The organism is Nocardia sp. NPDC047654 (assembly GCF_043205035.1).
GTDB lineage: Bacteria > Actinomycetota > Actinomycetes > Mycobacteriales > Mycobacteriaceae > Nocardia.
Genome location: NZ_JBIDDF010000001.1, coordinates 1,033,809 through 1,049,149, shown reverse-complemented (window position 1 = coordinate 1,049,149; position 15,341 = coordinate 1,033,809). Strand labels below are relative to the sequence as shown.

General features: G+C 69.0%; 12 protein-coding genes. 7 read left to right on the top strand and 5 right to left on the bottom strand.

The annotated features are described in order from the left end of the window. Nucleotide 1 precedes the first annotated feature (1 nt). The 3 genes from ACGF7Y_RS05020 to ACGF7Y_RS05010 form a co-directional block, all read right to left on the bottom strand. The gene (locus ACGF7Y_RS05020; RefSeq protein ID WP_393229311.1) at nt 2–2,227 is read right to left on the bottom strand and encodes a serine/threonine-protein kinase; all 2,226 of its coding nucleotides are present in this window, start codon (nt 2,225–2,227) and stop codon (nt 2–4) included. Between the two features lie 306 nt (nt 2,228–2,533). After that, nucleotides 2,534–3,337 (bottom strand): transporter substrate-binding domain-containing protein, encoded by an 804-nt coding sequence (locus ACGF7Y_RS05015; protein ID WP_393229309.1) that lies wholly within the window; start codon nt 3,335–3,337, stop codon nt 2,534–2,536. Nucleotides 3,338–3,340: 3 nt separating this feature from the next. Then, nucleotides 3,341–3,691: a hypothetical protein gene (locus ACGF7Y_RS05010; RefSeq protein ID WP_393229306.1), complete on the bottom strand. Its 351-nt coding sequence runs from the start codon at nt 3,689–3,691 to the stop codon at nt 3,341–3,343. Nucleotides 3,692–3,752: 61 nt separating this feature from the next. Here ACGF7Y_RS05010 and ACGF7Y_RS05005 point away from each other — a divergent pair, with 61 nt between their 5' ends. Beyond that, complete coding sequence (locus ACGF7Y_RS05005; RefSeq protein ID WP_393229303.1) at nt 3,753–4,718, top strand: quinone oxidoreductase family protein; 966 nt, start codon at nt 3,753–3,755, stop codon at nt 4,716–4,718. A 43-nt stretch (nt 4,719–4,761) separates the two neighbouring features. Here ACGF7Y_RS05005 and ACGF7Y_RS05000 read toward each other — a convergent pair whose 3' ends face one another. After that, the gene (locus ACGF7Y_RS05000; protein WP_393229300.1) at nt 4,762–5,364 is read right to left on the bottom strand and encodes a TetR/AcrR family transcriptional regulator; all 603 of its coding nucleotides are present in this window, start codon (nt 5,362–5,364) and stop codon (nt 4,762–4,764) included. Nucleotides 5,365–5,448: 84 nt separating this feature from the next. Here ACGF7Y_RS05000 and ACGF7Y_RS04995 point away from each other — a divergent pair, with 84 nt between their 5' ends. Beyond that, entirely contained in the window at nt 5,449–6,864 is a 1,416-nt protein-coding gene (locus ACGF7Y_RS04995) for an FAD-dependent monooxygenase (RefSeq protein WP_393229297.1), read from the top strand. Here the strand turns inward: ACGF7Y_RS04995 and ACGF7Y_RS04990 are convergent. Continuing rightward, nucleotides 6,857–7,846 carry a heme o synthase gene (locus tag ACGF7Y_RS04990; RefSeq protein ID WP_391462890.1) on the bottom strand — a complete coding sequence of 330 codons (990 nt, stop codon included), beginning with the start codon at nt 7,844–7,846 and terminating at the stop codon, nt 6,857–6,859. The two genes, ACGF7Y_RS04995 and ACGF7Y_RS04990, sit on opposite strands and share 8 nt — an antisense overlap. 819 nt (nt 7,847–8,665) lie before the next feature. On the opposite strand from ACGF7Y_RS04990, the gene tkt reads away from it, so the two are divergent. From tkt to pgl, 5 genes are read left to right on the top strand one after another with little or no spacing between them, the layout of a single operon-like run. Further along, entirely contained in the window at nt 8,666–10,807 is a 2,142-nt protein-coding gene (gene tkt, locus ACGF7Y_RS04985; protein ID WP_393229293.1) for a transketolase, read from the top strand. 6 nt (nt 10,808–10,813) lie between these two features. Continuing rightward, the gene (tal, locus tag ACGF7Y_RS04980; protein WP_393229290.1) at nt 10,814–11,950 is read left to right on the top strand and encodes a transaldolase; all 1,137 of its coding nucleotides are present in this window, start codon (nt 10,814–10,816) and stop codon (nt 11,948–11,950) included. A 3-nt stretch (nt 11,951–11,953) separates the two neighbouring features. After that, nucleotides 11,954–13,528 carry a glucose-6-phosphate dehydrogenase gene (zwf, locus tag ACGF7Y_RS04975; protein ID WP_393229287.1) on the top strand — a complete coding sequence of 525 codons (1,575 nt, stop codon included), beginning with the start codon at nt 11,954–11,956 and terminating at the stop codon, nt 13,526–13,528. Further along, nucleotides 13,525–14,433: a glucose-6-phosphate dehydrogenase assembly protein OpcA gene (gene opcA / locus ACGF7Y_RS04970; protein WP_393229284.1), complete on the top strand. Its 909-nt coding sequence runs from the start codon at nt 13,525–13,527 to the stop codon at nt 14,431–14,433. Before zwf ends, opcA begins: the two co-directional genes overlap by 4 nt. Beyond that, nucleotides 14,426–15,181, top strand: coding sequence for a 6-phosphogluconolactonase (gene pgl / locus ACGF7Y_RS04965; protein WP_393229281.1), 756 nt, complete (start codon nt 14,426–14,428; stop codon nt 15,179–15,181). Before opcA ends, pgl begins: the two co-directional genes overlap by 8 nt. Nucleotides 15,182–15,341: the final 160 nt, after the last annotated feature.

Here is a 15,341-nt window from a genome sequence, read left to right as displayed (position 1 = left end):
ATCAGCCGACGCTCGCCGCCGGTCTCCTGACCACCCGCTGAAGCGCGCGCAGGTCCGCGTCGAGCGTCCGGTACAACCAGTACACGGCGACGAACGCGAGACCGCCGACCGCGCACAAGCCCAGGACCGAATCGCGCACCAGCGGGAGTTCCTCGGGTTCGAGAAGGCTGAATCCGGCCAGCACTCCCACCAGCGGCACGGAGGCCGTGACCGCGAGATAGACCGTGGTTCTTCGACGCAGCGCGCGAATATAGCCGGAGTCGTCCCCCGTCGTGCGGGTGTAGCGCAAATAGATCGGATAGACGCAGCGGACGATGTAGAACGTCGACAGGAAGAACGTGTAAGCCACGGAGATGACGCCCGCCATGAATACGGTCATCGCCGCGTGGATCACCAACCGCGCCGGAAGGTCGGTCAACCACAGGCACAGGAACACCCCGGTCACGGTCGCCGTCATCCCGGTCTGGAAGGTGTTCAGCGCGCACATATCGCCCCAGAACAGGGTTCGCGACCGCACCCGCGCGAGCAGTGCCTCGTCATAGCGTCTGCCCTCGCGCAAGCCGCGAGGCACCGCGAGCAAATGACGGGACATGGAGGCGTAGATGAGGATGGACAGCGGGCCCGCGATGAGAACGAAGACGTAGACACCCATGTTGAGCTGCCAATTGGTGGCATCGGACAGACGCTCCCTGATCAATTCCTGCACGTGCACAGCCATATAGACCGTGGCGAGGCCGACACCGACCAGCGAAGACAGCCACAAGACAGGGGTGGGCCAGCGGGAAAGTCGCACGCGCCAGCTGTCCGGCGGCGGATAGACGAGATCGCGGGCCCGCTGCTCCAGGCACAGGTCGAGCTGCTGCGCCAATTCCGAACCGGACGAATAGCGGTCCGCACGGTCGGGCGACAGGCACTTCAGCAGCACGCTGCGCAGCGCCATGGGGCAATCCGGCGGCAGCTCCGACAGGAACGCCGGCTCGACGGGGCTGTGCCGCAGTTCGATCATGCGGGCCAGCGACGTCTGCGAATCACCGGCGGACGTTTCGTCCGCGAAGGGGCGACGCCCGGTGAGCAACTCCCACAGCATGACGGCCAGCGCGAAGATGTCACTGCGCGTGTCCAGTTCCCCCGCGGTCACCGGGAGGCCGGGATGACAGGCTTCGAGCTGCTCGGGCGACATGTACGCCAGCGATCCGCCGAAGTACGCCAGCGGACTGGTGCCCTTGACGCGTTTGCTGAAGCTGACGTTGAAGTCGGCCAGCTTCGGGCTTCCCTCGGCGCTCAGCAGCACGTTCGCGGGTTTGATATCGCGATGCAGCACCCCTCGTTCGGACGCGTGCTGTAGGGCGTCCGCGAGCCGGCGGCCCAGCCAGGCGACCGTCTCCGGCCAGGTCAGTGCGGCGATCCGCGCCCGAACGGCGGATTCGGTGGGCCGGACCTCGCCCTTCTCGGCGAGCACCTTGTCGATGGCGTCGAGCAGCAGTTGCCCGCCCCGTCGCTGCGGCGGCGTCGCGCGCGCCAAGCGCAGCACATCGAGCAGTGTCCCGCCGGGGAGGTACTGCATGTAGAGCAGCTTCAGCTCGTCGTCGGCGATGAGCCGCTGGTCGAAGATGCGCACGATGTATTCGTGGTCCAGCTGGGCGAGGGTCTGCGGCTCGTTGCCGTGGTTGTGCGAGATCTTGACCGCGACCAGTCGCTGCATCGATTGCTGGCGAGCGAGATACACCTGGGCGAACGCGCCCACCCCGATCCGCATCAGAAGGTCGAAATCGTCGACCTGGTCGCCGACGTCGATGGCGTCGAGCGCGACCTGGGCACTCGGGCGAGCGATCATCGTGCTGCGGTAGTCGCTGGTGAGCCGGTCGAGTTCCGCGGCGGTGGCGGTGGCGGTCAGGTCGGTGGTGTCGCCGCCCTGCTCGCCGCGGCGCATGGCGTGGTATTCCTCATAGACCAGATCGGCCGGGAAAGGGCCATTGCGCAGTTCGGGAAACTCCGCGCGGTAGTCGATGAGCCGCTTGGGAAAGTGGTAGCGCAGCCAGCGGTACTCGAGGTCGACCTTGATCAGTTCGATCAAGATCGTCCGCCGCTCGGCTTGCTCGGCGGGCAGGTAAGCGGACAGGTCGGGCGGGGAGCCGGCCGCCCATGCCTCCGAGAACTGCGCCACGACGGCGGCGAGCGCCGCGCGGGTTCGTTCGGCTGAATCGACCAGGTCGATCGGCTCACGCATCGGTAGCTCGGAATCAGCCAGGATCGTTCATGCGGCGGCTACGCACGGTGCGTCCCGCCTCGTAGGTCTCCCACAGCAGCTCCTCGAGTTGAAGGGCCCTGTTCAAGGGTATCGCCCAGCCAGGGGTGGGCGCTGCGTCTGCGCGAGATGCGGCAAACCGGTCATATTGCCGACGATTCGCCGATCACTCGCTTCAGACATCCCGCCCACCGCCACAGTGTCCGATCAGCGCACCGGACGCTTCCGGAAGGCGGCAGCCCTAGGACTTCGGCGCTGTCCATCGCGCTCCCCGCACGGCGAACGGACTCAGCCGACGGAGGCGTTCGGCCCGATCCACTGCTCGAACAACCGGTCCACCGCGCCGGTCGCGAGCCGGGTCGCCAGGTAGGCGTCCACCAGCGCCGCAAGGACCGGATCGTTCTTGCGCACCAGCAGCACCTTCCCGAACGAGTCGAACGGCGCTTCGGGATGCAGCACTTGCAGGTCCGGGTGCTGACGCACGCGGTAGCGGCCCTCGACCGAATCGGTGACGAACACATCGGCACGGCCCTGTTCGACTTCGCCGAAGATCGTCAGATTGTCCGGCCACAAAGTGAGCTGCGCCTCGGGGAAGTTCTTGCGCGCGAATTCCTCGTTCGTCCCACCGCGATTGGCGATCACGCGCACACCGGGACGGTTGATCTCCGCGATGGTCGAGTACGCCGCGCCGTTCGCGCGATGGGTGATCGGGGCCTTGCCGTCGGTCCCGTAGGTGATCGAGAAGTCGGCGAACTCCCGGCGCGACGGCAGGTCGGAGATGCCCCCGACCGCGAGATCGCAGTTCCGTTCGGCGAAGTCCGTCTTCAGCGTCGCCCAGGTCACGGGCACGAACTCGAGCGGGCGGCCGAGCAGGGCGGCGAACCCCCGCGCGAGGTCGACGTCGACACCCCGGTAGCCGCCCGCGTCATCTCTGATCGAGTAGGGCGGATAGTCGCCGGGAGTGCAGGCGCGCAGCACGTTCGAAGTCTCCGATGGCTGCGCGGCCGCCGGAATCGCCGCTGCGACAAGAGCTGTCCACCCGGCGACGAGCACCGCGCCGATGCGGCCGGGCAGCGTCACTCGGCTACGCACCGATCACTTCTCGTTGCGCGCCTTGGGAAAGCGAGACTGCTTGGCGACCCAGCCCGCCATCTTGGCCCAGTGGCCCTTGCGCGGAGTGACGATCGAGGTGAGTTCGCGATCCCATTCGTCCGCCTCGGTGAGGCCGTCGATGGTGTCGACCAACGCATTGGCGGTGTCCAGGTCCGCGACCACCCGGTCGCCGAGAACGCCGTCCGAGCCGACCAAGGTGACGCGGACGCCCGCGCGGCCGATGGGCTGGAGCACGGCCGTGGCGGATCCGCCGTGGTCGGCGACGAATCCCTTGACGGATTCCACGAGAGCGCCCGGCAGCTTCGCCGGCGCCGTGGCGGTTTCGGTACTCATGACAGGCAGTTTACCGACCGGTAGGCAGCATGCTCGCCGCTCGGGTGTAGAACTGGAACTCATGCGCGCCATTCAGGTTTCCGAACACGGTGGTCCCGAGGTCCTGAAGTACGTCGACGTGCCCGATCCGCGGATCGGAGCGGACCAGCTGCTGGTCGAGACGCAGGCGATCGGCGTCAATTTCATCGACACCTACATCCGCACCGGACGCTACCCCCAGGACGTCCCCTACATCCCGGGCGCCGAGGGCACCGGCATCGTCGCCGAGGTCGGCTCGAATGTGACCGACTTCGCGGTCGGTGACCGGGTGGCGTGGTCCGCCGCGCCGGGCAGCTACGCCCCGAAGGTCGCGGTGCCCGCCGCCGTCGCCATCCCGGTGCCGGACGGCGTCGACCCGCCGGTGGCCGCGTCGGCGCTGTTGCAGGGCATGACCGCGCACTACCTCATCGAGTCGATCTACCGGCCCGAGCCCGGCGAGACGGTGCTGGTGCACGCGGGCGCGGGCGGCGTCGGGCTCATCCTGACCCAGCTCTTGACCGCGCGCGGTATCCGAGTGATCACGACGGTGTCCACCGACGAGAAGGAGACGCTGTCGAGCGCGGCGGGAGCCGCCGAGGTGCTGCGTTACGGCGACGACCTCGCCCAGCGGGTGCGCGAACTCACCGACGGCGTCGGCGTGGCCGCGGTCTACGACGGCGTCGGTGCGGCGACCTTCGAGGCGAGCCTCGCCGCGTTGCGCGTGCGCGGCACGCTCGCCCTGTTCGGCGGCGCGAGCGGCCCGGTGCCTCCGTTCGACCTGCAACGGCTCAGCACGGCCGGTTCGCTGTTCGTCACCCGTCCCACGCTGGCGCATTACACCCGCGACCGCGCCGAGCTCACCTGGCGCGCGGGTGACATCCTCGACGCCATCGCCAAGGGCACGCTGAACGTCCGGATCGGCGCCACCTACCCGCTCGCCGACGCCGAGCGGGCACACCGCGACCTGGAAGGCCGCAAGACCACCGGTTCCATCGTCCTGCTGCCGTGAGCTCCCGGCCGGTGGGCGATCCGACGGGTCGCCCATCGGTCCATCAGTAGTCGCGGCCGGTGAGACCGCGATAGACGAAGCGGGTCAGGCCTTCCACGGCCTGCTCGTCGGTCAGTTCGACGTTTCCTTCCTCGACCGCCGCCAGCAGGCTCTGGGTGAGCAGGAACATCATCGCCAGGCTGGCATCGGCGGTGCTCGGCAGCCGCAATCCCTGGTCGGCGAAGCCCGCCACGTGATCGGCGATGTCCGCGCGCTGCTGTATGCCGAAGCGCGCGACCATCCGCGCGAATTCCTCGTTGACCAGGGCGGCCTGATTCACCGCGCGCAGCACGGGCGCGTGCTCCCGCGCGAAGGTCCAGTACCCGGCGACGTGATACCGCACCGACTCCGGATCGCTGAAATCCGGGTTGTGATCCGGCCCCTCCGCGCGCTCGTCCCCCGCCGCGGCCAAGTCGTTCAGCAGTGCCTGAAGCAGTTCTTCCTTGCTCGCGAAGTGGTTGTAGAACGACCCGGCCGCCCGGCCCGCGGTCGCCGTGATATCGGTGATCTTGGTGTTCAGGTAGCCGCGCTCGGCGAACAAGCGCAACGCCGCGGCCTTCAACGCCTGCTCGGTCTCGGCCGACTTCTCCTTGCGACTCAGCGACACCCACCTCACCTCCTTGACAAGGCAACGTACCAAGAGTCACACTGAATCCACATTCAGTGAATTCAGATTCATCAGGAGTAGTTCATGGCACAGCTCGTTCTCGTCGTCGGCGCCGGACCCACCGGTCTCACCCTCGCCCTCGATCTCGCTCGCCGGGGCATCCCGGTCCGGATCGTCGACAGGGCGGCCGCCTTCTTCGCGGGCTCCCGTGGCGACGGCATCCAGCCGCGCACCCTGGAAGTCTTCGATGACCTGGGGGTCTTGGACGCGGTGCTGGCAGCAGGGATGCCGACACCGGTGATGCGCGTGCACCTCGGCGGCGAGTTCGTCACCGAGCGCAGGATGAGCGAGCCGGTCGAGCCGACCCCCGCCGTCCCCTACCCGAACCTGTGGGTGCTCGGTCAATCCCACACCGAGGCCATCCTGCGCGACCGGCTCGCCGAATTCGGCGTGCAGGTGGAACTCGGCACCGCGCTGACCGGCTTCACGCAGGACGATCACGGCGTCACCGCGACGCTGGACCGCGACGGCACGCGGGAGACCGTGCGCGCCGCGTACCTGGTGGGCGCGGACGGCGGCAAGAGCACCGTGCGCAAGACAGCCGGCATCCCGTTCGAAGGCAGCACCGACGAATCGCTGCGGATGCTGCTGGGCGACGTGCGCGCCGACGCGCTCGATCACGAGTTCGGCTACTGGTTCGCCGCCGCCGACGAGCCGATGCGGGGCATCGCGTTGTCCCCGCTGCCCGGTGGGCGACAGTTCCAGTTCGCCGCCCCGCTGACCGGCGACGCGCAGCCGAGCCTCGAGCTGCTCCAGGAGTACGTGGACCGCTACTGCGGACGCGACGACGTCACCCTCACCGACCTGACCTGGGTCACTGTGTGGCGGCCGAACATCCGCCTCGCGCAGCGTTTCCGCGACGGCCGGGTGTTCCTCGCGGGCGACGCGGCGCACGCGCATCCGCCCACCGGCGGCCAGGGCATGAACACCGGCATCCAGGACGCCTACAACCTCGGCTGGAAACTGGCCGCCGCGCTCGCCGGTGACGACACGCTCCTGGACAGCTACGAGGCCGAGCGCAGGACCGTCGCCGCCGAGGTACTGGGGCTGAGCTCCGAACTGCTGGACAAGCTGGTCGACGGCGAGGAAGACGCGATGGAGCGCGGGCCCGAGACCCAGCAGCTCGACATCAGCTACCGCGACCCGGCCGCGCGCGACGCGCTGGCGGTCGGCGATCGGGCGCCGGACGCGCCGCTGAAAGACGAGGCGGGGCGGCCGGTCCGATTGTTCGACCTGTTCCGCGGGCCGCACGCGACGGTCCTGTCATTCGGCACATCGCCGGAGGCGGGGCCGGACGCGTACGCGGTGGTACGCCCCGGCACGTCGGTGACCGGACCACACGTGGTGGACGTCGACGGGCACGCTCACGCGGCCTACGCCGCGGTCGAGGGCACCCGGGTACTCGTGCGTCCGGACGGCTACATCGGCGCGATCAGCTGAAGAAGCTGCCGATGGTGTCCCAGCCGAGCACCGAGTCCACCGCGAGGCCGCAGAACACCACGGCCAGGTAATTGTTCGACTGGAGGAACAGCCGCAGCGGCTTCACCGATTCGCCGCGCCGCACGCCCGCGTACAGCTGGTGCGCCATGAGCAGGAACCACGCTCCGGCCACCAGCGCCACGGCCGTGTAGATCACGCCGGTGGCGGGCGCCAGGGCGAGGGTGGTGAGCACGGTCAGCCAGGTGTAGACGACGATCTGCTTGGTGACCGTCCGCTCGGTGGCGACCACCGGCAGCATCGGCACCCCCGCCGCGCGGTAGTCCTCCTTGTAGCGCATGGCCAGCGCCCAGGTGTGCGGCGGCGTCCAGAAGAAGATGACACCGAACAGCGCGAGCGCGGGCCAGCCGATGCCGCCGGTCACCGCCGACCAGCCGACCAGCGCGGGCATGCAGCCCGCCGCGCCGCCCCACACCACGTTCTGCGAGGTGCGGCGCTTGAGGCCCAGCGTGTAGACGAAGACGTAGAACAGGATCGTCGCGACGACGAGCAGGCCGCTGAGCAGGTTGGCCTGCCACCACAGCCAGGCGAAGGAGCCGAGGCCGAGCACGACGCCGAAGACGAAGGCGTTGCGGGTGGGCACCGCATCCCGGGCCAGCGGCCGCTTGGCGGTGCGCTTCATGACCTTGTCGATGTCGGCGTCGGCGACACAGTTGAGCGTGTTCGCGCTCGCCGCGCCCATCCAGCCGCCGAACAGGGTCGCGAGGATCAGTCGGATGTCGACGGTGCCGCGGTCGGCGAGCAGCATGGTCGGGATCGTGGCGACCAGCAGCAGCTCGATCACCCTGGGCTTGGTCAGCGCGATGTAGGCCAGCGCCCGCCGCATCAGCCGGGACGGTAGGCCGGGACCCGTGAACCGGTCGGCCAGCGCCGTCGCGGAGGAGCCGTGCGCACCATCGCCACCCGGCCGTTGCCCAATCCGCACTGTCTCTCCTCGCACGCTGTGCATCGCATCCGGCATGGACCAGCAGTGCGCTGGTTCCGGTGGTACGGACGAAACCGCGCCGGACTTTTCCGTCCGCCCCGGCGCCCCTGCCGACCGGTGCGGCGCGACTACTACTACAAAGGATGGTAGACCCCCGCCGTCCCCGCCCCTTTCCTCGCCCCCGCGCAACGTCGCCCGTATGTGACGGGCCGTACCGCCGGTGCCGCGCCCGCAGGACGGCCTTCACCAGGGGCGTGCGACCCGCCGGTAGGACTCCCGTCCGCGGTGCCCAGCCGCGCCTTCCCTCGAATCACGTCCGAGCGGCCGGGCTCGCCCGGCGGTACGGCGCGGAAATCGTTTCCGCAGGCGCGGGAGAAATCCGCGGCCCCGGAACCGGGCGGGCGAATGCGCCGCGCCCGGACCGGCCATTTCCAGCAACTCATTCCGCCGTCACGGCGAATGCCACAAAGCAGTCGCTTGCTCGATACTTCCCTCACCGCCGGTCGCGGGCCCCACCAGCAGGTTCACGGCTCGCCTCGTACTCCACCTGGGCGAAACGCGTTCGCCGCACCGGCGGGTGTCCTCCGCTCGCATATCGGCCCTGTAAGGCCGCGAACACACCGCCGACGACGAAACACCCACCTGCGAACACGCAGCGCGGTGGGCCCCGCGAAACCAAGACAGGGTTAATGGTGTGCCGGTCACCGGGCACATCTAGGGTAGTTGGGTATACCCGGTGAGCATGCCGTAGCTGCCGCGCGATCATCGCCGTCAGAACCCACCCGCCGTCGACGAACCAATGTCAGGAGAACCTCGGTCGTGTCGATCACAGACGACATCCGCGCCCTCACTCAGCCGAACCACCCGGACGACTGGACGGATCTGGACACCAAGGCTGTCGACACCATCCGGGTCCTGGCCGCCGAGGCGGTGCAGAACGCCGGAAACGGCCATCCCGGTACCGCGATGAGCCTGGCACCGCTGGCGTACACGCTCTACCAGCGCACCATGCGCATCGACCCGAGCGATCCGAGCTGGGTCGGCCGGGACCGGTTCGTGCTGTCCTGCGGTCATTCCAGCCTCACCCAGTACATCCAGCTCTACCTGGCGGGTTACGGCCTGGAACTGGACGACCTGAGGAACCTGCGCAAGTGGGGCTCGCTCACCCCGGGCCACCCCGAGTTCCGGCACACCGACGGCGTCGAGATCACCACCGGCCCGCTCGGCCAGGGCCTGGCCTCGGCGGTCGGCATGGCGATGGCGGCGCGGCGCGAGCGCGGCCTGTTCGACCCGGACGCCGCGCCCGGCGCGAGCCCGTTCGATCACTTCGTCTACGTCATCGCCTCCGACGGTGACCTGGAGGAAGGCGTCACCTCCGAGGCGTCGTCGCTGGCGGGCACCCAGCAGCTGGGCAACCTCGTCGTGGTCTACGACGACAACAAGATCTCCATCGAGGACGACACCACCATCGCCTTCACCGAGGACGTCGCGAAGCGTTACGAGGCCTACGGCTGGCACGTGCAGGTGGTCGAGGGCGGCGAGGACGTCGTCGCGATCGAGGCCGCGCTGGAGGCCGCCAAGGCCGAGACCGGCAAGCCCTCGATCATCGTGCTGCGCACCATCATCGGCTACCCCGCCCCCAGCAAGATGAACACCGGTACCGCGCACGGCGCGGCGCTGGGCGCCGACGAGGTGGCCGCCACCAAGAAGATTCTCGGCTTCGACCCGGACAAGAGCTTCGACGTGGATCCCGCGGTCATCGAGCACACCCGCAAGGTCGTCGAACGCGGGCGCGCGGCGCATGCGCAGTGGCAGAAGTCCTTCGACGCGTGGGCCGCGGCCAATCCGGAGAACAAGGCGCTGTTCGACCGCCTGATCGAGCGGCGGCTGCCGGACAACTGGATCGCGAATCTGCCCAGCTACGAACCGGATCCGAAGGGCATGGCCACCCGCAAGGCGTCCGGCAAGGTGCTCGCCGCGCTGGCGCCGGTACTGCCCGAGCTGTGGGGCGGCTCGGCCGACCTGGCCGAGTCCAACAACACCACCATGCCCGACCAGCCCAGCTTCGGACCGGAGTCGATCTCCACCGGCATGTGGAAGGCCGACCCGTACGGCCGGACCCTGCACTTCGGCGTACGCGAGCACGCGATGGGCGCGATCCTCAACGGCATCGCGCTGCACGGCCCGACCCGTCCGTACGGCGGCACCTTCCTGGTGTTCAGCGACTACATGCGTCCGGCGGTCCGCCTGGCGGCGGTGATGCGGGTGCCCGCGATCTACGTCTGGACCCACGACTCCATCGGCCTCGGCGAGGACGGACCGACGCACCAGCCGATCGAGCATCTCGCCGCGCTGCGCGCCATCCCGGGGCTGAACGTGGTCCGTCCGGGCGACGCCAATGAGACCACCTACGCCTGGCGCACCATCCTCGAACGCGACAGCAGCGAGCACCGGTCGCACTTCTCGGTGTCCGAGCCGCCGCACCAGGACGGCCCGTCCGGGCTGGCGCTGACCCGCCAGGATCTGCCGATCCTGGAGGGCACCAGTTTCGAGGGTGTGTCGAAGGGCGGTTACGTGCTGGCCGAGGCGTCCACGGGCACACCGCAAGTGATCCTGATCGCCACCGGCTCGGAGCTGCAGCTCGCGGTCGCCGCTCGCACTACGCTGGAGGAGCAGGGCATCGCCACCCGCGTGGTGTCGATGCCGTGCGTGGAGTGGTTCGACGCGCAGGACAAGGCTTACCGGGACGAGGTGCTCCCGCCCGCGGTCGCCGCTCGCGTCGTCGTCGAAGCCGGTATCGCGATGCCGTGGCACCGGTTCGCCGGTGACGCGGGCGAGATCGTGTCGATCGAGCACTTCGGCGCCTCCGCCGACTACAAGACCCTGTTCCGCGAATTCGGCTTCACTCCGGAAGCCGTCGTTGCCGCCGCGCAGCGCACGCTCGAGAACGTGAAGGGATAAGCGCTCATGGCTCAGAACGAGAATCTCGCCGCTCTGTCGGCGGCGGGAGTGTCCGTATGGCTCGACGATCTGTCCAGGGACCGGATCCGGTCCGGCAACCTGCTCGAGCTGATCGAGACCCGGTCGGTCGTCGGGGTCACCACCAACCCGACGATCTTCCAGGGTGCGCTCAGCCAAGGTCACGCCTACGACGGCCAGCTGAAAGAGCTTGCCGCGCAAGACGCGGACGCCGACGCCGCGATCCGCACCATCACCACCGACGACGTCCGCGCCGCCTGTGACGTGTTCGCTCCGGTCTTCGAGGCGACCAACGGCGTGGACGGCCGGGTCTCCATCGAGGTCGACCCCCGCCTGGCGTTCGACGCCGACCGGACCGTCGCGCAGGCGGTCGAACTGTGGAAGATCGTCGACCGGCCCAACCTGTTCATCAAGATCCCCGCCACCGAGGAGGGACTGTCCGCGATCACCGCGGTGATCGCGGAGGGCATCAGCGTGAACGTCACGCTGATCTTCTCGGTCCAGCGCTACCGCGCGGTGATGGGCGCGTACCTGGAAGGCGTGAAGAAGGCCAAGGTCGCCGGCCACGATCCGGCCAAGATCCATTCCGTCGCCTCGTTCTTCGTCTCCCGGGTGGATACCGAGATCGACAAGCGGCTGGAGGCCATCGGCACCGAGGAAGCGCTCGCGCTGCGTGGCAAGGCCGGCATCGCCAACGCCCACCTGGCCTACGCCGAATACCAGGACGTGTTCGACGGCGGCAAGCACACCTCGACCTTCCTGAACCTGGCCGCGTCCGGGGCGAATCGGCAGCGTCCGCTGTGGGCGTCGACCGGTGTCAAGAACCCCGACTACGCCGACACGATGTACGTCACCGAACTGGTCGCGCCGAACACGGTGAACACGCTGCCGGAGAAGACGCTCCAGGCGGCGGCCGATCACGGCACGATCCGCGGTGACGCCGTCAGCGGCAAGGCCGCCGCGGCCAAGGAGGTCTTCGACCGGCTCGAAGCGGTCGGCGTCGATCTCGACGACGTGTTCGCGGTGCTCGAGCGCGAGGGCGTGGACAAGTTCGAGAAATCCTGGGAGGAGTTGCTTTCCGCCACCGCCGACGAGCTGAAGTCGGCGTCGACCGGGAACGGCTGATCGATGGCCGGAGCAGCTCCCACGGATCGGCCGGAGCCGGTCGAATGGCAGAACCCGCTGCGTGAGAAACGGGATAAACGGCTGCCGCGCATCGCCGGACCGTGCAGCATGGTCATCTTCGGCGTCACGGGTGACCTGTCTCGAAAGAAGCTGATGCCGGCCATCTACGACTTGGCGAACCGGGGGCTGCTGCCCCCGGCCTTCGGCCTGGTCGGCTTCGCGCGCCGCGACTACGCCGACGAGGATTTCGCCCAGGTGGTTCTGGAGGCGGTGAAGGCGCACGCGCGCACCCCCTTCCGCCAGGAGGTCTGGGATCAGCTCTCGGAGGGCATCCGGTTCGTCCAGGGCAGCTTCGACGACAACGCGGCGTTCGACCGGCTCGCCGACACCTTGGCCACGCTGGACAAGGAGCGCGGCACCGGCGGCAATCACGCGTTCTACCTGTCCATCCCGCCGAACATGTTCCCGGTCGTGCTCGATCAGCTCTGCGCGCACGGCCTGGCGCAGACGACCGGGCCGGACGCGGCGCGCAAACCCTGGCGACGGGTGGTGATCGAGAAGCCGTTCGGGCACGACCTGCACAGCGCGCAGGAGCTCAACACACTGGTCAACGGGGTTTTCCCCGAGGAGCGGGTGTTCCGCATCGACCATTACCTGGGCAAGGAGACGGTGCAGAACATCCTGGCACTGCGCTTCGCCAACCAGCTCTACGAGCCGATCTGGAACGCCAACTTCGTCGACCACGTGCAGATCACGATGGCCGAGGACATCGGCCTCGGCGGTCGCGCGGGTTACTACGACGGCATCGGCGCCGCCCGGGACGTGATCCAGAACCACCTGCTGCAATTGCTGGCGCTCACCGCCATGGAGGAGCCGATCAGCTTCGAGCCCAAGCAGTTGCAGGCCGAGAAGATCAAGGTGCTCTCCGCGACCAAGCTCGTCGAACCACTGGACGAAACCACCGCGCGCGGCCAGTACACCGAGGGGTGGCAGGGCAGCGAGCACGTGGTCGGCTTGGCGGAGGAGGAGGGCTTCGATCCGAATTCGAAGACCGAGACCTACGCCGCGATCAGGCTGCAGATCGACACCCGCCGCTGGGCGGGTGTCCCGTTCTTCTTGCGCACCGGCAAACGGCTGGGCCGCAGGGTCACCGAGATCGCGGTGATCTTCAAGCGGGCGCCGCACCTGCCGTTCGACCAGACCATGACCGAGGAACTCGGGCAGAACGCGCTGGTCATCCGGGTCCAGCCGGACGAGGGCATCACCACCCGGTTCGGCTCGAAGGTCCCCGGCTCCAGCATGGAGGTGCGCGACGTCAACATGGACTTCACCTACGGCGAGGCGTTCACCGAATCCTCTCCCGAGGCCTACGAACGCCTGATCCTCGATGTGCTGCTCGGGGTGCCGTCGCTGTTCCCGGTGAACGCGGAGGTCGAATTGTCCTGGCGGATCCTGGATCCGGCGCTCGAGCACTGGGCCGCCGAAGGCAGGCCGGAGCCGTATGAGGCGGGCACCTGGGGTCCGCCCTCGGCCGACGAGATGATCGCCCGCACCGGGCGGGAATGGCGGCGCCCGTGATCGTCGACATGCCCGAGACCAAGACCAGCGAGGTCACCAAGCGCATCGTCAAGTTGCGCGAGAGCAACGGCGTGATCACCGTTGGTCGCGTGCTCACCCTGGTGGTGTGCACGCTCGACAGCTCCGAGGCCGAGGACGCGATCGACGCGGCGAACGAAGCCAGCCGCGAGCATCCCTGTCGCGTCGTGGTGCTGGCGCGCGGTGACCGGGAGGCCGCCACCCGGCTGGACGCGCAGATCCGCGTGGGCGGCGACGCGGGGGCGGCCGAGGTCATCGTGCTGCGGCTGCAAGGCGAACTGGTCAACCACGAGAGCAGCGTCGTCACCCCGTTCCTGCTGCCGGACACGCCGGTGGTCGCCTGGTGGCCACGCGGAGCGCCGGAGTTCCCGTCCAAGGACTCGGTGGGCCGCCTGGCGGGCCGCCGCATCACCGACGCCACGTTCGCGCCCGATCCGCAGGCGGCGATCAAGAAGCGGCTGCAGTCCTACGCCAGCGGTGACACCGACCTGGCCTGGAGCCGGATCACCTACTGGCGTGCCCTGCTGGCCGCGGCGATGGACGAGCCGCCGTTCGAAACGGTGGATTCGGTGACGGTGTCCGGGCTGCGCGACGAGCCCGCCCTGGACATCCTGGCCGGCTGGCTGGCCGCCCGGCTGGACTGCCCCGTGCGCCGCCGCACCGGCCCGCTGCAGGTGGAATTGCACCGCCCCACCGTCTCCATCGCGATCGAACGCCCGCAGACCGGCCGCACCGCGACGCTGACCCGCACCGGTGAGCCGATGCAACGGATCGCCCTGGCGCGCAGGGAGACGCGTGACTGCCTCGCCGAAGACCTACGCAGGCTGGACGCCGACGAGACCTATGCGGAAGCGCTGGCCGGAATCGAGAAGGTGATCTATGAGTGAGCACACCGATTCGCCGTTCCCCAGCGACACCGTCGAGGTGCACCTCGACACCGAGTCGCTGGTGGCCGCAGCCGCGGCCCGCTTCGTCTCGGTCGTCGTCGCGGCGCAGGCCGAGCGGGGTTCGGCGTCGGTCGTCCTGACCGGCGGCGGAACCGGCATCGCCCTGCTGGAGCTGGTGCGCAAGTCCCCCGGCGACATCGACTGGTCCCGGGTCGAGGTGTTCTGGGGTGACGAGCGTTTCGTGCCGGCGAACGACGCGGAGCGCAACGACCTGCAAGCCAGGCGGGCGCTGCTCGACCACGTGCCGGTCGACCCGGCGCGGGTGCATCCGGTGGCAGTCTCCGACGGCGAGTACCCCGATCCGGTGGAGGCGGCCGCCGAGTACTCCGCGACGGTGCACGCCTATCTCGCCGAACACGGCGCGTTCGATCTGCACCTGCTCGGCATGGGCGGCGAGGGCCACGTCAATTCGCTGTTCCCGCACACCGACGCGGTGCGGGAAGAGCACGAGCTCGTCGTCGCCGTGACGAATTCGCCGAAGCCGCCGCCGGTGCGGGTGACGCTCACCCTGCCCGCGATCCGCCGCAGCCGCCACGTCGTGCTGGTGGTCGGCGGCGCCGCCAAGGCCGAGGCGGTCGCCGCGGCCATCGGCGGCGCGGAGCCGGTGGAGGTGCCCGCGGCCGGCGCGATCGGTCTGGACTCCACCACCTGGCTGCTCGATCAAGAGGCCGCGTCCGCACTGCGCTGAGCAGGCCACACCCGGCCGTCGGCGTGGCCGCGTCCGCGCGGGCTGCCTCGCCCCAGGAGCTGGAGCGCCGTGGCTTGATCCCGGCCCTCGCCGGGCAGCGGCGTCACTGCTGCCGAGCCCAGGAGATCTCGTAAATTTGTCCGCCCCCATACCAAGCGGC

Coding starts and splice junctions, on each gene's coding strand:
- ACGF7Y_RS05020 (WP_393229311.1), bottom strand. CDS start 2,227: ATGCGTGAGCCGATCGACCTGGTCGATTCAGCCGAACGAACCCGCGCG.
- ACGF7Y_RS05010 (WP_393229306.1), bottom strand. CDS start 3,691: ATGAGTACCGAAACCGCCACGGCGCCGGCGAAGCTGCCGGGCGCTCTC.
- ACGF7Y_RS05005 (WP_393229303.1), top strand. CDS start 3,753: ATGCGCGCCATTCAGGTTTCCGAACACGGTGGTCCCGAGGTCCTGAAG.
- ACGF7Y_RS04995 (WP_393229297.1), top strand. CDS start 5,449: ATGGCACAGCTCGTTCTCGTCGTCGGCGCCGGACCCACCGGTCTCACC.
- tal (WP_393229290.1), top strand. CDS start 10,814: ATGGCTCAGAACGAGAATCTCGCCGCTCTGTCGGCGGCGGGAGTGTCC.
- zwf (WP_393229287.1), top strand. CDS start 11,954: ATGGCCGGAGCAGCTCCCACGGATCGGCCGGAGCCGGTCGAATGGCAG.
- pgl (WP_393229281.1), top strand. CDS start 14,426: ATGAGTGAGCACACCGATTCGCCGTTCCCCAGCGACACCGTCGAGGTG.